8 protein-coding genes are annotated in these 20,837 nt (G+C 44.3%); 7 read left to right on the top strand and 1 reads right to left on the bottom strand.

The genetic code is table 11. The features are described 5' to 3' along the window. Positions 1–101: 101 nt before the first annotated feature. Positions 102–1,271, bottom strand: coding sequence for a ribose-phosphate pyrophosphokinase (locus AB5916_RS02460; protein WP_158420457.1), 1,170 nt, complete (start codon positions 1,269–1,271; stop codon positions 102–104). A 385-nt stretch (positions 1,272–1,656) separates the two neighbouring features. On the opposite strand from AB5916_RS02460, the gene AB5916_RS02455 reads away from it, so the two are divergent. From AB5916_RS02455 to AB5916_RS02425, 7 genes are all read left to right on the top strand, one after another. Continuing rightward, positions 1,657–2,310 carry a signal peptidase I gene (locus AB5916_RS02455; RefSeq protein ID WP_368189111.1) on the top strand — a complete coding sequence of 218 codons (654 nt, stop codon included), beginning with the start codon at positions 1,657–1,659 and terminating at the stop codon, positions 2,308–2,310. A gap of 169 nt (positions 2,311–2,479) precedes the next feature. Beyond that, on the top strand, positions 2,480–3,133 hold the full coding sequence (locus tag AB5916_RS02450) for a hypothetical protein (RefSeq protein WP_368189110.1): 654 nt from the start codon (positions 2,480–2,482) through the stop codon (positions 3,131–3,133). Between the two features lie 312 nt (positions 3,134–3,445). Then, the gene (locus AB5916_RS02445; RefSeq protein WP_368189109.1) at positions 3,446–4,453 is read left to right on the top strand and encodes a hypothetical protein; all 1,008 of its coding nucleotides are present in this window, start codon (positions 3,446–3,448) and stop codon (positions 4,451–4,453) included. Beyond that, a complete protein-coding gene (locus tag AB5916_RS02440) occupies positions 4,450–5,202 on the top strand; it encodes a signal peptidase I (RefSeq protein WP_368189108.1) in 753 nt (250 codons plus the stop codon). Before AB5916_RS02445 ends, AB5916_RS02440 begins: the two co-directional genes overlap by 4 nt. After that, positions 5,177–5,755 carry a hypothetical protein gene (locus AB5916_RS02435; protein ID WP_368189107.1) on the top strand — a complete coding sequence of 193 codons (579 nt, stop codon included), beginning with the start codon at positions 5,177–5,179 and terminating at the stop codon, positions 5,753–5,755. The genes AB5916_RS02440 and AB5916_RS02435 overlap by 26 nt, the downstream gene beginning before the upstream one ends. Positions 5,756–5,777: 22 nt before the next feature. Continuing rightward, positions 5,778–6,569, top strand: coding sequence for a hypothetical protein (locus AB5916_RS02430; RefSeq protein ID WP_368189106.1), 792 nt, complete (start codon positions 5,778–5,780; stop codon positions 6,567–6,569). Positions 6,570–6,608: 39 nt separating this feature from the next. After that, a complete protein-coding gene (locus AB5916_RS02425) occupies positions 6,609–20,642 on the top strand; it encodes an InlB B-repeat-containing protein (RefSeq protein ID WP_368189105.1) in 14,034 nt (4,677 codons plus the stop codon). The last annotated feature ends 195 nt before the right edge of the window (positions 20,643–20,837 follow it).

Genomic DNA, 20,837 nt, shown 5'->3' with positions numbered 1-20,837 from the left:
TGATTTGTTAGGTTTTGGTGGCAGAGGATACATGTAAAAAGGCACAGTCAACGGATTTGGTTACCGCAGACTGTGCCTTTAGTTTTAATCATTATATGGAATCATGCATTGACTCTTTTCATCAGGGACATGATCTTCTCATTGCTGGAACGTACCTTCTCAACGGATACATCATGGTTGATGATATCGATAATGCTTGCAAGGTATTTGCTCATATTTGCTTCTACATAGTATGGCTTTGTGAGAAGCTCTGGAATACGGTAATTCAGGTTGGTGGTGATTACTTTATCGATCCATCCCTTTTCGTAGTATTCATCAAATTTGGCAAGTCCATCTGTGAAAAGACCATAAGTGGTGCATACAAATACACGTTTTGCATGACGCTCCTTGATCTGCTTTGCCACATCCAGCATACTCTCGCCAGAGGAAATCATATCATCGATGATAACAACATCCTTGCCTTCTACAGAATCACCAAGAAATTCGTGGGCTACGATAGGATTCTTGCCGTTTACGATCACAGAATAGTCCCTGCGCTTATAGAACATACCCATGTCAACGCCCAGAATATTGGAGAAATATACGGCTCTTGACATAGCTCCTTCGTCCGGGCTGATGATCATCAGATGATCATTATCAACCTTGAAATCAGGAACACTTTTTACAAGTGCTTTCAGGAACTGATACGTAGGGAAGAAATTATCAAAACCACTTAAAGGAATGGAATTCTGTACTCGGGGATCGTGTGCGTCAAAGGTAATAATATTGGAAACACCCATCTCGCCAAGCTCCCGAAGTGCAAGTGCACAGTCTAAAGACTCTCTCTTGGAACGGCGATGCTGACGTCCTTCATAAAGGAAGGGCATGATCACACTGATACGATGTGCTTTTCCTGTGGCAGCGGAAATGATCCTTTTAAGATCCTGGAAATGATTATCCGGGGACATGTGATTCTCATGGCCGCATACGCTGTAGGTAAGGCTGAAATTAGTAACATCTACCATAACAAAAAGGTCTGTACCGCGGACAGATTCTTTGATGATTCCTTTGCCTTCGCCAGTACCGAAGCGTGGACATTCACAGTCTACAAGAAAAGTTTCTTCGCTGTAACCCTGTGGTATAATACTTAATTTCTTATTTTCCACCAGTTCTTTACGGAATTTTACCAGCTTTTTGTCTACTTCCTCTGCCAGATCCCGGCATCCTGCCAGTGCTGCGATCCGAATCGGGGCAACAGGTATAGATTTTTCAAGCAATTCAATATTGGGCATAATATTCCTCCTAAAGTATTAAGATGCAAAAAGAACGCTCATCTCTTATTTATAACATCAGAGCCAGGTAAGGTCAAGGCATTTGTTGATTTTTGTGCCTGAAAGCAGAAAAAACGGGGCACTGTTTTAAAAAAAGAACAAAACGAAAGACATATAATAAATGCGAATAGAATAATCAAATCTGTAAATAAATGATGTTTTTTGTATTTGCTGTGACGAAGAATTAAAGATAATTGATTATATTCAATGATTCTTATAAATATATGCGTTATAATTATTGAAAAATGGTACATTATATTGTAAAATACAAATAAAAGTGGGTCAGTTTATACTTTTTTAGAAATGGATCTGCTTGCTACAGAGCCACATAACAGGGAGGAATGAAATGAAGCAGACACAGGAAAAAGAGAAAAGTTCTCTTGGACATAAGATACTTACAGGCATTGGCATTATATTATGCGTGATCCTGATTCCTATATTGGTGATCAACTGTACACTGATCATCAAAAGTTATACGAATAAAGATCAGGTTCCCAGTATCAGCGGGATTTTTCCTATGATAATACTTACTGACAGTATGTATCCGGAGTTTGAATCCGGCGATCTGATCATTTGCAATACAGCTGAGCCGGAGGATATTAAGGCCGGTGATGTGATCTGTTTTTATGATCCGGAAGGAAATGGCACTGCCACAGTTACCCACCGTGTGCAGGAAGTTATTACAGATGATGAAGGCAATCTGGCATGGATCACCAAGGGTGATGCCAATAATACAGAGGATCTGCCTACCGTTCCAGCAAAAAATCTGATCGGTGTATATAAGACCCGCTTGAAAGGACTTGGCAATGTGGCCATGTTCATGCAGACTACCCAGGGCCTGATCATTTGTGTGATCTGCCCGATCATCCTTCTGGTGGCTTATGATGTGATTCGCCGCCGGGCATATGAAAAGTCCAAGAAGAAGGATACAGACGCACTTCTTGCTGAGTTGGAAGCATTGCGCGCCGAAAAAGAGAAAAACAATCCAAAGGATATTTGATTCCGGGATGCCACATCGGAATTAGATATAAATTAAATCCTGTTCCGGAAGGTGAGGAATGGTCTTGACCGTTCCGGCATTATCGGAATGGCGAACCGCCTGTTCTGTGGAACGGCGAGGAGCATTCCTGACAACAGGGAACGCGAGAAAGAAGGGAGAAATAAGAGCTATGAGAAAAAACAAAATGATGCGTGCTGCATCCGGTCTTCTGGTTGCAGTTCTTCTGAGCACATGTGCAATCTCCGGTACTTTTGCGAAGTATACTACTTCAGCAAATGGAACTGACAGTGCACGAGTAGCTAAATGGGGATTTACCGGTGGTTCTACCATTACTATCAGTGACTTATTTAAAAATACATATGATACTACAGTTAAGTCATCTACAGATGTGATTGCACCTGGAACAACTGGTTCAGCTGAGTTTGGATTCACATATGGTGGAGATGGTTCAGTTACTGCTCCTGAAGTTGCTTATACATTTAATGTAAGTACTGATGGAAGTTCTTGCGATCAGCCCATTCAGGATAATGCAAATATCCAGTGGAAACTTGATAAGGGTGAGTGGGGAACATGGGATCAGTTGATTGAAGCAATTAAAGCATTGGATGGTAATAATCTTAATGACAGATATGAGCCAAATACACTGCCAACAGCTTTTAATACACCTGGAGCAAATAAACATACTGTTTCCTGGCAGTGGTTGTTTGATACATCAGGAGAAGGCGAGGGCGCTCAGGATACAACCGATACCGATATGGGCAATGCAAATAAGCTTGCTGAAGTGAAACTGAAGATCACCGTTACCGCAACCCAGATCGACTAATCCATTTGTCTGCATTAGTAACAATGCGAAAGTGATTCCTACCAGAGAATCCTCTTCCCAGTGGCAGGGAAGAGGGACTTCTGGTTTTTCAAAGAAGGAGAGACATCTGCTTTTTTGAAAAGCCAAAAGCTACAGGAAAGAGAATAGATAACATAACAGATAATATAACAGATAACATAACAGATAACATAATAGATAACATAGCAGATAACACATAACAGATAATAACAGATACCATATAGAAGCAGCAATAAATCTGAAATAATAACAGAAACTATATAGAATGATCCGGGAACAGGAGGAAGGGACAATATGCCGGAGAGACAATTACAGAGAATAAAATTACATAATCAGGAGCGTATCCTCTGGCCTGCAGTTATTTTACTGGCAGTGATGGTGATCGCTACAGCAGCTCTGGTTGGCACCTATCTATTTCCTTTTACCAGAAAGAGCGATTGTGAGATCAGCCTGTACCAAGGACAGACTTATTCTGAAAAGCAGCAGCTGTCAAAGAATAAAGCAACCACAGGCAGCAGTACCGGAACTTCATCTGGCAGTATGACCGGCAGCGGTGCAGGAACGACTGTGGGAAATACCACTACAGGGAGCACATCTGCAGGCAATACCTCTAACGGCAGCACAGCAGGCAATGCAAATGCTGGTTTTCAGGTTTCAGATGACCAACAGATCTGGAGCACGGATACCTCCATTGATCTTTTTCATATCCGATATACCAATGGATACGGAGAGATTTCTGTGCAAGGTGAAAACGGTGATAAGATCGTAGCACCTGGTACAGATGGACAATATACATTTTCCCTGAAAAACACAGGGAGCAAAGAAGCGGATTATAAGGTCTGGATAGAGGCAGGTACAAGCTCAGGAGACATAGATTTTCCGGTGCTTACAAAAATGAAGAATACAGACGGATGGCTTCTTGGAAGTGATGATGTATGGGAGAATGCAGAAGACCTGAACGGTGTATCTGCCCAGGGACAGATGGAAGCTGGGAAAAGCCAGGATTACACCATTTATTGGCAGTGGCCGTTTGAGCAGGAGGAAGATGAAAGGGATACAGCTCTTGGAAATCTTAATGATGGACAGGAACTTACCTATACAGTAACCATCCACACACAGGCTTCTATGGATACAGACAGCGGCGCAGCAGACAGAAGCCAGGGCACAGCCATAAACTCAGTTAAGACAGGGGACTATACACCGGTTACAAGATGGATCCTGATCCTGACGGCAGCTGCAGCAGTGTTTGGCATGGGACTGTACTTTATATATAAAAGGAAGAAAGAACAGGACAGATCATGAAAAATGCAAAAAGAAAGACAAGTCCGGTTCTGAGAAGGATCCTGCTTGCGGTGATTGGTCTGATCTTGGGAGTGAATGTGTATTTTGCAAATGCATCCGGGATCGGAGGCAATCATCTGCCAATGCCCTTTGGCTATGGAATCGCCAATGTGCTTTCTGGCAGTATGGAGCCTACGTTTTCAAAAGGAGCCTTGCTTTTGGTAAAAGAAGAAAAACAGACAGAACCAGGACAGATCGTTGTATATCAGTCAGGTCAGGAGCTGATCGTCCACCGTGTGATTCAGATCGAGGGAAATCTGGTTACTACAAAGGGCGATGCCAATGAAGCAGCAGATCCGGTTTTTGATGCAAGCCAGATCAAAGGAGTGGTAGTGGGCTGGATCCCCTTTCTTGGAAGCCTGGTCAGTTTTTTGAAAACACCGGCAGGGATCATTTTGCTGCTGATATGTGCAGTGCTTTTGATGGAAGGCTCTTTCAGAAAGCAGAAGGTATCAGATGACCGACAGCTGGAAGGAATCAAGGAAGAGATCCGCAGGCTAAAAGAAGAGATGAACCAGGAAGAAGCAAAAAAAGTTATTCAGCAGGACGGATCAAAAAAAGCTACACAGCAGGAAGAAGCAAAGAAAGCCGTGCTGCAGGACGTACTAAAAAAGACCGTGCTGCAGGGCGAAACAATAAAGACAGAGAACACACAGGAATCCAAGAACAGAAAGGAGAGAGAAGATGGAGAAGGAAAACAGAATCAGTAGCCGGATCTATCAGGCTGTGGCAGTACTTTTGTGTCTGGTCATGCTTTCTCTCTGGATGCTGGGAAATGTATATGCCAGGTATACAACGGAAAGTTCCGGAGGCGATACCGCCAGGGTGGCGGCTTTTGTGTTTCAGCTTGCAGATGGCAGTGGGAGCCAGATGATCGATCTGAAAAACGTGCAAAAGCCAGGAGATACCTGTGAATACCATTTTACAGTAAGTAACGAGAAAGATAGCAAAGTGAATGAGGTCACTACGGAATATACCATCGGGCTGGAGCTGACAGGCAGCATGCCCCTTGAATGCAAAGTAACAGAAGTGGATCCTGAAGGATCCGGGATCAGCAAAGAAATGTGCAAGGTAAAAAGTTTTGGGGACGATGCAGTTCTGGCTCAGGAATCAGCTGCAGTTACCTTTGCACCGGCAGAAGCGTTGGAAAAGAATTATGTGTTAAGTGTAAGCTGGCCCAGTAAAGAAGCAGATGCAAAATACGCAAATACAAGCGGTACATCCTTGCTTGTATTAAATGTGAATGCAAAGCAGACAGACTAGAAGAGAGCGGTGAAGATTCAGAATGATGAAAAGAGAGATCAATACAAGCCGGACAGGCAATCATAAGAAAAGAAACAGATCCGGGAAGAAATGGCTGTGGCTGTTCCTTCTATTGGTTCTTGTGGGTATTCTGGCAGGAGGGGTTCTGGCCAGATACCGGTCAGATAATCAGAAACAGGAAGAAATGAAGTCATCCGATTTTCATATAACCTCCGATCTTTTGGAAGAAGAAGGAGCCTTCTATGATGTTACGGACTGGAGATCCGGAATTGACATTCTTCTATATAATTATGAAAAAGAGAATGTTGCCCTTATTGCAGGGGACGACATCAGCTATACAGTAAAAGTGGATGGAAAATGGGTATATAGTGATCCTAATAAAGGCGTTTTCAAAAAGAGTAAAGACCGCACATCCCAGACCATTCATCTTACTCCTGGTACAGATGTAAAGAAGGGTGATACAGTAACCATTACTGTAAATGTTACAGCACCTTATAAGAAAACACTTTCAGCTACTTTTAAGGTCGTATCGGAGGGCAGCCCATCTTATACAGTAAAGGATCAGTCAGATGGAACGGTACTTCTTACCATCTTGACCAATGACTACAGCGGGAATATTACAGTTAAATGGCAGACCGGGCAGCTGGATCCTGACAGCACCAACCAAGATATGGCAAACTGGTCAGATGCATCCGGACAAGGGATTTTTAAAGCAGAAGATAATACTACATATCAATTGCTATTTTTCAAGAATATTACAGATAACTTTACAGAACGATCCGGTATGGGGACTGAGATCAATCTGACAAAATAAAACGAGGAGGGAAAAGACTTGAACAGAAAAGACAGAAAAATGAACAAATTAATAAGTATCCTCCTCGCATTTGCAATGATCATGCAGAGTGTTTCAGGAACGGTTGTACTGGCTGATGATACCCAGCCGGAAATCATGGAAAGTACTCAGGTCATGGATGTGGAAGATACAGAAGAACCGGAGGAGGTACAGCTGCCACAGGAAGAGCAGCCCCAGGAAGAGCAGCCTCAGGAAACTGAGGGACCAGATGAGGCTGCAAAAGGAGAGGCAGATGCTTCTGCACCTGAGGAACCCCAGATCTCTGGAGAAACCGAGATATCCCAAGAAACCCAGATAGCAGAAGAAGGCCAGACAGAGGAGATTTTTACAGATCATCCGATGGCTGATCCGGTGCCGACTGCAGAGGAGGGACTTACAGAAATTAATTTAAGTACAGTATCTGTGGAACAGGTGTATCTTCTCACCAATGCACAGTTTGTTTCTACTTCTGCAGGCGACATTTTGACAGGTACTGGAAACGGATACCGTCTTACCGGAAGCGGACAGGATGCAGGTACAAGAACCGTTTATGTGGGTGACAACACATATAATGGGAATCCTTATTCCGGACAACAGGATATTTCCGTGGACCTTGCTGGTACAGGAAGTGAACTGTCTGTTTTGCAGATCAATCCCATTGCAAAAGGAGATGGGGGATTTGGCTCCGTCAGGCTTTCGGTAAGTAAAAGCTCCAGGATCGGCACTTTAAAACTGATGGAAAATGCACAGGCTGTGTTGACCCTTTCTGATGCTTTGGAGATCGGGAATATGGAACTGGCAGCAGGCAGCAGTCTGACTATCCAGGCTGGCAGCTATTCATTTACTGTAACAGGAAGTACCACAGGCAGCGGATCCATTGCCCTTTTTGGAAGCAGCCTGGTATTTCATGATCTGGATGTCGGCTCCATTACACTGGATAATGCAGTAATGGATGCCTCAGACTGCAAAGTGGCAGCAACAGACCATCTGATTGTAAATAGCAGTACAGTGCAGAACGCCTCTCTTCTTGGATTTGAAGAAGATGCAACCGGTGCAAAGACTGTGTCCTTTACAGGAAGTGGAAATGCACTTCATAATATAGGAGCTGTTGGAACTACTGAAAATGGAACAGCCAATGTGTCCATCACAGGTGCAGAGACCATTTCCAATGCTTCTGATACTAATTTTATCTGTGATTATGGAATTACTTATTTACATGATAAGGCTGAGCTTACAAAGGAAGACACATGGCCGGATACCTATCGTGTAAAGTATACCGGAACCATCAGCGGCACAGGAGAGATGATCGGATTTCACCAGGCATCCGGTACTTATGTTGGAACAGCAGATCAGATCCAGCTGCCTGTATATGTACAGAAAGGCTATACCTGCAAAGGCTGGACCTGCGGAGAGGATAGTACAGTTAATACGGTGCTACCTGCCGGATATGCCAGCAACCTTACCTTAAATGCAAAGATGGAACCAGCATCGGTAACAGTAAGTGTAGACCTGGGCTATATTCCGGATGAAAACAGCAATGATGACTACCAGACCCTGAATCAGGTGACTACATATGAGAATCGTGTCTGGGGAGAAATGGTAGCACTACCTGCACCTTATCGGTTTGGATACAAGTTCCAGGGATGGAAGATCCTGCCTGGTGATGAAAACAGTGCACTTATTAAGGACAGTTATACAGTATCTTTGGAGGATGCTACAGAATCGGAAGATGGTACTTTTTCTATAGCGCTTACGGCCGTATGGACAGCAGATCACTTTCCTATAAGATTCCTGATCTCCAGTAATGTAGATCTGACCAAACTGAAGGTTCAGACAGATGATACTACAATTTATGATTCGGTTTCTGCTTTTGCACAATCCAATTCATATGTGAAATGGGATGAGGCCAATCATCTGCTGCAATTTGACGATTTAGTATATGGGGAAAAGCTGTCCGATTATCTTACGGGAATCGGTCTTTCACAGCTGCCGATATTATTGGATCAGAGGGAAGGAGCAGAGAAACAGGAGTTTGCAGGCTGGTCTACACCTTCAGGAGCAATGCTTTTAGAAGACATGACCTTCTCTGCGGGAAGCATCCTGGATAATAAAGGAGAAGGGGAGTCCCTTGCTGACTATGAAGCCAAGATCAAAAGTACCCCGGTACTGCTTACAAGCTTATGGGGAACCGGCCAGTATAAGCTGACTGTGGATGTGGTTGATGGATGGGAGCTTCTGGTGAATGGTCAGGTTCAGACACCTAATGGCTCTGAAAAGACCATGACCATTTCTGTTACAACCGGCAGTGAACTGGTTTGGAGATGCAGCGCAACAAATCCGCTGAATTTCAGCAGGTGGACATTTACGGAAGGCTTTTTGCCAGAGGAAACCACCTATGATTCAGGTGCCAGTTATCTCACATGGAAGGCTGTGATGCCTTACAGAAATATTAAGGCAAGCTATACGTCTGATCTTTCCTCTTTATATGTGGATCTGTCTGTAAGTAAGATCACTTTTGAAGAGAAGGTGACTATGCCCAATGGCCGTACAGTGGACGGCTTCTGGTATACGCAGGTGATGATGCCTTCTGAATACGACGGCATGAAGGTAAATGCCTTAAGCCCTGCATTTCAGGCAGACGCTTCTTATGCAGGCCATCAGGACGAGTATTTCTATGTCTGGGATTATACAGATTCATTCCGTATTACAAGTAAAAATAAGGAAACTCAGAATCAGCTGACTCTTGTATCAGCCATGACCATTACCCTGAAAGACTGTAAGATGATTGCTACGGATGCTTACAGGGATCAGGCAGCAGGAACAAAGCTGGGCGGGATCGAACTGGAGAATCTGTATGACGATCAGGGAAAAAATATGAGTCAGGCCCTTGCAAATACAGATCTTACCCAGTATGCCAATGTGGTTCTGGATACAGATAAAACCAATCAGTATACGGTTTATTTGAATCTGAAAGGCGATAACAATGTGATCGCTGATATTTCCACTTCGGGATTTCATGCGGAGGCAAAATTCGGAGGAACCGTCTATGTACAGGGAATTGATACTGGAAACAGTAAAGCTGTACTGGGAACGATTTTCGGCGATTTTAGCTGCATGATTCAGAAGCTGGACGTAACTGCTTATGCGAAGGAAACTCCATTTCGTTATCTTACCTATACCTCACGGGTTGGATCAGTGTATTTCAACCAATCCAGTATTCAGGCAAAAGACAGGATTATATTCACCTACAGCATGTATATGAACGTGGCAGACAGTCAGTTATATGTAAAAGAAGCACGTGGATATTATTATGGCATAAACATAAGCGGTGCCAGCTATGCTCACATTTATGGGGATGTTTTGTCCAACCGTCACTCCATGTCTGTTAAGGGTTCTTCTTCTGTGGTTATTGATGGAAACGTATTGACCACAAATCAGGATCAGTATGCTTCCGGTGATATTAATACCAGTGGATATGTGATCGTAAAGGGTACCGTGTATGATGCATCCAATACCAGATTCACCAATGGAACAGTAATTTGTAATACACTGATTGTTGGTTCTTATATTACCACAAATGGATCTGCACGGCTGATCACCAACCTGATCACCACCAATACCTATTCAAACATCCGGTATGATAAAGAGACAAGCAGGTATTATCCATCTCTAAACAGTAGTGATAGTCGTATTTATTCTATTGCACAGGCAAATCAGAACGAGGATGATTATCCCTTCAGGGTATTCTCTTCCAGTGTTGCTACCACAAGAACCTATAGTTTTGGAGGAGACTCTACCAGGATTTATCTGTTCGGTTATTATAAAACCACAGCTGTAGGCGGAGTGGATTATTATGATCTGTCCATTACAGCCATGGATCAGGAGAACCCGGTTCGGGAGTATGTGCTTCAATGTCTGGATGACAATGGGGATTTGAGATCTCAGGTTTCACTTGATGATACGGCTTTGCAAAATGGGGTAAAAGCAGCTTCCGGTTATGCAAACAATGAATGTGTGATGCTTGGAAACAGTACTTATATACCAGGCACAAACACACCAAGGTTTGTGGCTTTTACCGGGGCACAGGTTTATGCAGCCGGCAATCTTACATTCTTTAATGAAACCACAGTATCTGATGGCTTGATCTGGTGCGACGGAAGCTTTGGTACAAAAAGTGATCTTACAATTTCAGGCGGACAGGTAACGGCAAAAACCGTAGGAAATGTGTATCATCTGAATATGGTTTATGCAGACGGTACCAAGCGCTGGAAAAAAACACTTATTACCGATGGTACCGTGAATGCAGATGAGATCGGCGCAAGAGCCAGTCATGGAACGAAAGGAAGCATTCAGCGAAGCCTGGTAGAAATTACCGGTGGCACGATCCAGAGTAAAACAACCCAGGGTAACACAACACTTCAAAGTGATGAATATATTAACTATATTTATGATAATACAGATTTTCCAGAGGCTTCCAATACATTTGCATCCATGCCGGATAATGTTCGTTTAGCTGCACAGGATACGGATGGAACTACAAAAAGCTGGCTCACAGATCCGATCAGCTTTAAACCGCCAGTGGCAGCCGATGGAACTAAAGGCTCCTGGCAATATGGTTCTCTTTCCGGACCAGAGACAACAGGCATTGATGCAGATGGATCCTTACTTCCTGAAAGCACCAATATTAATGTTAGTCAGAAAGATCAGCTTCTGTTATATGCTGCAAAAGATAAGTATAATCTGACTAAGGTTTATGGTACAGATCTGTATACTTTGACGGCGAAAGGTGATGATGCTGTATTTACATCTAATACCATGACGGATATTTCAAATCTGCAGCAGATTGAGGTACAGACGGCATCAGTATCCGGAGGCACTGAAATCACCATTACTGTACAGGAAGAGTTATACCGTACACGAACAGTAGTGTGGTATATTGATGGAAATGGCCAGTATCACAATGCACTTGCAGGGAAAAACTGGCAGGGGAACAGTATCACCTTTGATATGCCAAAGGGAAATACCTATATCTATGTGGTGGATGATGTACATGCCCTTCCATTAGATCTGTGGGTCAGCAGCTACAGCTTTGACAGCAATGGATTTGTAACTCAGCTTGTGGATGTAGACAGTTCCGGAAAACTGACTGCCACGGATGCGGATAAAAGATTTAATTATTCCGGAAATTATAGGATCGTGCAGTCTAATCTGAAAAATGACCAGATAAAAGATCCTGGTAAGGAAGCTCTTACGGGTGTAAATGCAGCAGATATGACAGGCAATCGGATCCGTTTTGCATCAGATTTTAATAATCAGACCACTTCCAATAATCAGATCATATTGTCCAGGATCTATCAAAAATGTCAGGACGATCAGTTTGGAGTTTTGGTGGAAGGCTCATCAGATGGAAGCCAAGGTGGAAATGTAAAGCTTCAGTTGGATGGGAAAATTGCTCTTTTCCGTTTCCAGCTGAAAGATCCTTCTTCCCTTACGCTTGCCGGGATGAATGGCACAGGTAAAGATGTGCTGTATTTTAACCGTGCACAGACCAATTCGCCTTCTGATTATCTGATCAATGCCGGGACGATCACAGGAAAACCTGGAAATCTGACACTTGAGAATCTTAAGCTTAATTATAAATCTGGTTATGGTGGATATCTGCTGTATGGAACACAAAAAGGCGGTTCCCTTACCATAAAAGACTGTACATTTTATAGTAAAGCATGGGGAGACAGCACCGGATTTGCAAGATATGTTGAAGACATAAAGATCCGGGAAAGTAACATTGATATTACCACCGGATATTCCTATACCACTGAATTGTTTTCCGGTTGTGGGAATGTGACAGTCAGTGATAATAGTAAGATTCAGTGGAAATCCATTGGAAGTGAAAGTACAGGGGGTTATCCTTTTGATTATGGAATTAGCGGCATTTTAACGGTTGATGATTCGGAAATTGTTACGAATTTTGATCCATCAGCTGACACAAGAACCCATACCATCAATGATTATGAAACAAGTAAGGCCAAAGAAGTGATTCTTAAAAACGGCGCTGTGTATACGGCAGACAGCCGCCTTCGCTTTACCAAGGTACGGGTTCTTACGAATGCTGTTTTAACAGTAAAATCTTTTGGAAGTGAAGAAAGCTATTTCTTTTCCAAGGATATTCTGGTGGATGGCGGTACCGTTAATGCAGATTATGTAGTTGTCAGTGGATTTTATTCGCCCCAAAGCAGTAGCTCTTCTAACTGTGCTTCTACAAAGGCTATACTGGATCAAAGAATCAGTAAGCAGACCAACGTAATCAATGGAAATGATTTCCCTGGTCTTGTGATCAGGGCAGGTACTGTAAATGCCAGGAAATTTGCAGGTGGTGACTGGAACGGAAAGGTTACAGTATCCGGTGGAACGTTAAATACGGCAGCAGTAGGTACATCCGGTTATTTGTACGGCTTTATACAGCAGCTTCCTGCGAACAAGCTGGACTACGTATACAAGTATCCCATCTATGATTACAGCAATTATCAACAGTCTGCTGCAGTAACCATAAATGGTGGTACTGTGAATATTAAAAATGGCGGATATCTGGGCGGCGCCAATACCACGGTTCAGGTTTCTGGCGGACAGGTGAATCTGGGAGAAAATGCTGTGCTTGGTATGACCCAGTCGCAGACAAAGGCTCTTTCCGATTACTATTCTGCAAAAGGGGATAGTATTAGAAATCACGTACCTGCAAGCACACTCCAGATTTCAGGAGGCAGCGTAGCCATGGCAAATGATGCTGCCACAGGCAGTATATGTGCACCCTATGGTCAGATCCGGATTTCAGGCAATGACACCAGCATTAAAGCAGCTAATATCAGTGCAGACTATGGGACTGTTGAGATTAAAGAAGCTAAGAATGCATTTGATAATCCATATCAGGGCAATGAGTCAAGTAGATACAAAAGCAATCGTATTGGTGTGTGGGTAACAGATTCCCTGTCAGCCCAGAACCTGACTATCAAAGATGGAGCCCAGGTCTATGCGCCAAATGCTTATGCCCAGATCACAGATGGACAGGGACGGCTGAGTGTGCGGGAGGCAGGTCTTTATTCTGCTGCTTATGGGGAAAAAGGTATTTCCAGAGCTGAGGGTGACAAGCAGTACAATGACAGATCCGGTGCTGAGGATCAGACCGTATTTGGCACCCATCTTGTATCTATTACATATGTGCTGAATCCACAGGGAATCCTTCTGGATGCTGATGAAAAGCTTGTGAATAATGAAAATCCTGAGAACTATACATCCACTGCAACAGATCAGCAGCTTCCTCTTAAGGACGGGTTCTGTGAAGGCTATTATTTCAGAGGCTGGTACAACAATCCGGAGTGTACAGGAAGTCCTTCCACCCAGGTCAATACTACAGTTGCAAATGACTTTACCCTGTATGCAAAGTGGGAAAAAGTCAAGGTGAAATTCCAGCTGAGGATGGATGAGAGCAGTGCTGCCGGGTATTATAACGAAGCAGAATTTGCAGGCAACAGTCATTGGCAAAAGGCAGAGGACGGCAATTCCTATGTGTCTTCTGAAATGGCTTATGTTACATATGGGGACAGGATCCTTACCGCTTCCGGTGTAAACCTGATCAATTATTCCACCAATACCCTTGGTGTGACGGAGGTGGAAATCCAGGAGGACGGCTACACAGGAGATCAGTCCATTAGTGCCAGCAGCACTGTGACAAAGGCACTGGCAGAATATTACAAAACAAAGTATACAAACGGGGATGGCACGGCAGTGATCATTCTTCATGTACATTTGGTACAGAAGAGATATGCAACGGTGATCTTTGATCTGAATCAGAAAAACGGCAGACCTGTGGATGCAGTATTTACTACAGGGGTTTCTGCTATCCGGGAAAATGTTGGAGTAGATAAAAAACTTGGAACAATTCCTGCATTTACAGATACAAGTGTAACACAAGGAAACAGTAAAGGTCTGGTACAGGCAGCAGCCAAAGGATATACCTTCTATGGATGGAATACCGACAAAGACGCTACAAAGGACAGTGCAGATGGCTGGGTAGACAAAGACAGCATTTTTACTGCCAATACCACTATCTATGCCATCTGGCAGGTGAATACCTACAAGGTACAGTTTTTAGCAGGAGAGGGCAGCTGGGTTACTGCAGGTCAGCAGGCACCATCTGCAGGTCAGCCACCAATCACTTCGCTGGAATGCTACTGGGTATATGATACGCCGGTAACAGAGGAACACAGCTTCTGGTATAAAGATGCACAGGGAAATCGTTACATGACAGAACTTCCTTATGCATGGAAAGAAGGAAGTACCTTTGATAATGAAAACGGATGGTTTTATTCGTATGAAGAGAATGGAACAACTGTAAAAGAAAAGATTTCTTCTGCCCAGGCCTTAAGCGCACTGCTGATCCGCACGCTGGATGTAACTCTTGGTTCTCCGGACGGAACCCCGGATCAGATAGCGCTAAGCGTTACAGCGGAATATACGCCGGTAAATGTAACCTATGACCTGAATGGCGGACACTGGACAGACAATACACAGACCAGCACCCAGAATCCGGCATATGGAGCCCCCCTTGCCGGTTATCGTACAGAAGCTTCAGATAACACTACCACGCAGGAACTTGTGAGCACTACCGGTGAGAATGGGACTACTTATCGTGTGCTTGGTACTACAGCAGCATATTATAATACTAACAAGAAGTATGCAGATGCGGACTACAGAACACTGCTTTCCAGAAAGGGCTATACCTTCCTTGGATGGTACACCAGCCTGGAAGATGCTGCAAAAGCAGAGGCAAACCCTTCCAAAGTATCTTCTGTAGGAACAACGCCAAGGTTTACAGATGTGAATCTGTATGCTGCATGGAAAGCCAATACCTATCAGGTGGATCTGTACAGCAAGGATACCAGCAAAACCTATAATTACACCTACTTTAATCAGGTGAATCCTGTAAGAGGGATATCCGTAACCGTTGGCCAGACCATAGATTCTAGTATCTGGCCCAGCAGGGACGGAAACTGGTATGCATATAACAGCAGCACAACAGGAACACCGGAGGAAAACGCCAAAAGATTTTTCCTGGGAGGAACCTTTGCCGCACTGGATCCTGGAACTACAGACCAGGCAATTGCTGCAGGGTATAAAACCTATCAGAATTATGCAGAGGCTGTAACTGCAATATCCAATAGCGGAACCCTGTACCAGGCAGGAAGTTCTTTGTTCTTCCTGCCTGAGGATGATGCTTATTCCAAAGACATTGCCGCAAATTATGGAAACAGTTATTCTGTGCCGGATTATCCGGACGGATCCACCATTTCCATGTACGCAGTTTACAGGGAAAGATCCCTTGTATTCGTGGAACGATATATTGATCCTGCCGGCCAGGAACAGCAGACCATCAAATACAGCGGTCCCTGGAATGTATGGTCTGATTATCCTACAAAGTACGGTACTGCAGGAAATTCACAGGTGACAAAACAGGGATACTCCCTTGTTGGTTGGTATGTAAACGGTCCTACCACAACTGCAGAAATATATCCTTCTACAGCAAAAGATTATGATGCTAAAAGTAGTTCCTTTAAAGAAGTAGCTAAGCAGCGTGGAACCTACGACATTATGGTTTACACTGTCTATGCAGCACAGGTAAACAGGAATGTGACCATGAATTCTAAAACAGATCCGGTTACTTCAGATCTGACAGTGGATTCCTATACACTGCCTGCAAGTATGCAAAATGGCAGAGTTACCATGAGCCTGACCATGGGATCGGCTGCGCTTCAGCTGGTATCCAAAGAAGTGATGGAAGCCCATGCTTATGACCCTGCCTGGACAACCGATGGCAAGCAGTACTGCGCAGAGAATACAGCGGCACTGCTTGTGACCCTTAGTAAAGGTACAGACACAAAGACCCTGGATCTGTCAAAAGCAGTAAATGGCACCCTGGACTTTGAAAAAGAAATCGAAGCAGGATGGCAGGTTACTCTGACCCTATATCACTCAAAGGTGATATCTGCAGATCATACCTACATCTTTGATCTTAAGATGAACTTTGCAAGCAGCGGATCCGGCGAAAACACGCTGAAGGATCAGTTCATCAATAACCATGTATCTGTACGGCTTCAGCCAACCGTTTATACGGTGAATTATTCTGTACAGCTTCCGGAAAAAGCAGGACTGCTTACGATAGGAAGCTGGGGAGACTTTAAACAGCCGGATGATACAGATGCAGTGGAAGTGACCAGACAGGTGAAACAGGCATACGGAAGCGACCTGATCAGCAATCTGATCCAGATCGAAGGCTATAAGCCTGCATCTGATCTGTGGATCTATGGGAATGGTACGACTGCTTACAAAAAAGCAGATATGCAGGTGTCTGCAGCAAATAACGGCCAGATCGATGTGGCGCTTTCTTATCAGGCAAAGATCTGGCGTTTGACAGCAGATGCAGATACTTTAAAATACTGGACCATTACATACGGCGACGGCGTAGGCAGCAGCACTATGAAAGAGCTTACCAGTGCAGGCGCTGATGTGAAATATCACTCTGATATTCGTTTTACACCAAAGGGCATTGGCTATGATTATGCACCGGAATTTGTAACGATTACCCGTACGCCGGATGGTCAGGGCAGTTTGCAGTATAAGCTTCCTGATTATGCACAGAAAGCAGCAGATGGAAGCTATGAGGTGCAGATGAATGCAGCATCCCTTGATGCCACTTATGTAACTGTGATGACCATGTATCTGGAAGAGGGAACCATTACCCTTGCACCGGATAAATATACCCAGGAAAGAGCCGAGGGCACAGTGACAAAGACCTGGCCGGGCACTTATGTAGTTCTCCAGAACAGGCAGAACAGCGGAGCAGCTGCAACCGCAAACCGTCTGATCATTGATGGAAATCTGGAAGGCAGGGAGATTGCTCTTGGAAACCTGAATATCAGCTCCAACAATTCTGTGGAACTGAAAGCAAATACAAAAGCAGCCCTTACACTGGACTATGATGGACAAGCATCTGCCCTTACAGGAAAGAATATTCTGGTACTTGGTGGCTCTGATGTACAGCTGAAAGGAACCAGTACAGCTCACGGAGCCATTACATTAACACCAGGGGTTGGTGATGCGGCCATTGGAGGCACAGCAGCACAGCCGGCAAACGGAAGGATTGCCTTGACCGATCTGGATATATCCTTAAATATGCCAGCAGGCTCTTCTGCCTCCGGCATCGGTGCAGCCGCTGATGGAACAGGTGCAGGAAACATCAGTATTACTGACTGTACCATGAAAGTAAAGGAAGGCTCTGATACGGATGTTTACTCCGGCGCATGGATCGGCGGCAAGGATGTACAGAAGGTGGATCTGAAAAATGTTACACTGTCAAAGATTGAAACCACTCATATGGCAGGCTCATCCATTACAAAAGGAAAGCATGTTACCATTGATTCCTGTAAGCTTGGAAGCGCAGACAGCAGTCTGACAGACCCGGTTTACGGAGAAGATATACTGACGATCACAAATTCTGAGATCTACCTGAACCTTCAGGATAATATTTCAGGAAAAGAAATATCTGCACCTGTGGGAAGCAGCAGTATTGGCAGCGTAACAGTGACCGATTCAAAAGTAAAAGCAATCTGCACCGGTCATGGTATTAATGGTATTTCGGATCTGTATACCGGCATCCTGTACATAAAGGATGCAGTGTCAGACGTAAATGTGGATGGTACCCAGATCCTGGAAATGACCAACGGATCCGTCACGATAGACGGAAACAGCTACACTCAGGCAGAAAAATCTCATGTTGCCGACAATGCAAGAAAAGATTATCTGCTGATCCAGGAAGGCACAAAGACAGCTGCACCTGACCTTACTGTTTCTCAGATCACCGGTACTCTGGAAGTGCGCACACCGAAAAATACAGCAAACACATCTGTGGATGTTGGGGATCTTGCAATTAACACAGATACACAGCTTCAGCTAAAAGGCATGCTCACTGTAAGTGGAACAGCAACAGTGTCAGCTAATACTGCAATCACAGCAACCGCTGATCCGGGTGCAGGCATCACCTTTACAGGTACGAACACCATATTTGCAAATGCAGATGGTTCTTCCTATACACAGGAAGGCGGTGTATTAAATGCAAGTGATGCATCTGCTGCAACAGGAAACTTTGGTGACGGAACTATGGATATCACCCTGAAGGATGTAACCGCAACTGTAACGAACCTGTATGCAAATGACCTGACCATTCAGGGCGGCAGCGCGGCAGCTTCTACAGGCGTTATTGGAAGCAAGCCGGCGGATGGCCAGGTGACTACAGTAACTCTGACAGATACTACAGTCACGGCATCAAAGATCGGTGCACTTGGAACTTATGAAAAGACCTTCACTAAAGTGACAGAAACAAACACCAGCCTGTCCGGCATTCTTGTACAGGATCATTACAGGATCACCTATGATGTAAAGGGTACAGGATTTAACACAGACAAACTTGAAAAAGTACTCCGCACGGAACAGAAGCATATGGCAGACGGCACTTTGGGGACAATCACCATCACACCAGCGTATGGTGTACCTGGAAAACCGGAAAATGATACGTCAAATATTTTTGCCGGTTGGTATATCAACCAAGATGGAAAGCGTACTGCCCTTGTAAAAGAAGGGGAACCACTTCCGGCAGGACTTACTGCCAGAACAACCCTTTTAGGAACAACCATTGAAACGGCTGACACCAAGGATGTTTCTGCTAATGCAGATGGCACAAAAACACTGACTGTACATGTATGGCTTCTGGCAACAGGAATCACATCCATAAAAGAAGGCCGTGTATTTACAGACTTTACAGATGGGAAAGCATCTGTAACCATCCAGACCAATCAGGCTTGGACTACGCGTCTTGCAAGCACAGGAACCTCCATCCAGGGAAGAGATTACATGGCATCATTTGGCCAGCCTCTTCCGGCAGGAACAAAGTTTACACTCACTGTGCCAAAGACAGCTGACAGTGCAGGACAGTATTACTATTACATAGTTCCTGATGGCGGCATATCCAGTGTAAGATTTTCTCAGTTTATTGTGATGGGTGGAACCTCAAAATTCCAGACCAAGGCCTACACAAACGATGCGCCGGATGAGGAAGTATTTCTTCTGTCTGCGGACTTTGCCGGAATGAGTATATCAAATGCAACATCCGGCAGCAGAAACGTAACCTTCACTCTGCTTCCAGACTCTGAAGGAACATCATCCATCAATATGGGAACAGCAGTAAGTTACAGCTACACAACCGTAACACAAGGCGCTGTATCTGCTAAATTATTCAACAAAGATCTGCAGGTAAATGTAACAAAACTGCCCACTGATCCGGCAAAACTGGCAGGACAGAACCTGTACCTGATGGCAGAACTGAAAACAGGAAGCGGAGGAGATGTATCCGTATCCTACAGGACAAAAGCTAGGTGGAACCAACAGGAAGGCATATGGATCAGCAAAGACAAAGTGCTGTTCCCTGTACCAGCAGTCACAAGTAATCAGACAGTGACCTTTACAGACCTGCCTGGCGGAACCTACACCATGAACTGGTGCCTTGTATATGGCAAAGACCCAAGAGGAAACATCGCAGGAAACAAAGTCAGCAACACAGCAAGCTTTACATACACCAACACCGTTCTTACAGACCGGCCACTGCTGGATGTAGTACTGAATCCTAAAGTTGACTCCTACGTGATCCCACAAGGCACCCAGACGAAGCTTCAGTTCCACCTTGAAACATCTTGCAATCAAAGTGAGACAGACAAAGCAGTTTCGATCACTATTGAAAAGCAGGATACACTGTGTAACTTTGTACCTGTTGATGAAATCAGTACGGGCTTCGTGGTATGGAAAGGCTCACTTATCCATCAGGAAACTACATCTACAAGAGAGGATGCTGTTACATTCACATCAGCTGTTGCACCAGGAACCTACAGGATCTGCTTCTCCATGGATCCGGCCTCAACAGAAGACAACGTATACTTTACATTTATTGTAAAATAAGATTTTGATGTTAAAACACCAAACGAAATGCCGCACAGCTAGACGTATACAGTTGTGCGGCGTTTTCGTTCCCTTTTTACTGCCGCCCGAATGCCTCACCCACCCTGGAAAATTTCAGGTTGTTTTTTGCCCTCAAAATTGGTATGATATATCAGATGTAACATGCCACCTACCTGCAAGTGGTGGGCAACAAAT

The sequence above is a fragment of the Blautia sp. 1033sp1_1033st1_G9_1033SCRN_220408 genome (assembly GCF_040929965.1).
In the GTDB taxonomy this organism is placed as follows: domain Bacteria; phylum Bacillota; class Clostridia; order Lachnospirales; family Lachnospiraceae; genus Blautia_A; species Blautia_A ammoniilytica.
The sequence above is the reverse complement of the archived record's forward strand: the minus strand, read 5'-3'. Positions and strand labels throughout refer to the sequence as shown.

Coding starts and splice junctions, on each gene's coding strand:
- AB5916_RS02460 (WP_158420457.1), bottom strand. CDS start 1,271: ATGCCCAATATTGAATTGCTTGAAAAATCTATACCTGTTGCCCCGATT.
- AB5916_RS02455 (WP_368189111.1), top strand. CDS start 1,657: ATGAAGCAGACACAGGAAAAAGAGAAAAGTTCTCTTGGACATAAGATA.
- AB5916_RS02450 (WP_368189110.1), top strand. CDS start 2,480: ATGAGAAAAAACAAAATGATGCGTGCTGCATCCGGTCTTCTGGTTGCA.
- AB5916_RS02445 (WP_368189109.1), top strand. CDS start 3,446: ATGCCGGAGAGACAATTACAGAGAATAAAATTACATAATCAGGAGCGT.
- AB5916_RS02440 (WP_368189108.1), top strand. CDS start 4,450: ATGAAAAATGCAAAAAGAAAGACAAGTCCGGTTCTGAGAAGGATCCTG.
- AB5916_RS02435 (WP_368189107.1), top strand. CDS start 5,177: ATGGAGAAGGAAAACAGAATCAGTAGCCGGATCTATCAGGCTGTGGCA.
- AB5916_RS02430 (WP_368189106.1), top strand. CDS start 5,778: ATGATGAAAAGAGAGATCAATACAAGCCGGACAGGCAATCATAAGAAA.
- AB5916_RS02425 (WP_368189105.1), top strand. CDS start 6,609: ATGAACAAATTAATAAGTATCCTCCTCGCATTTGCAATGATCATGCAG.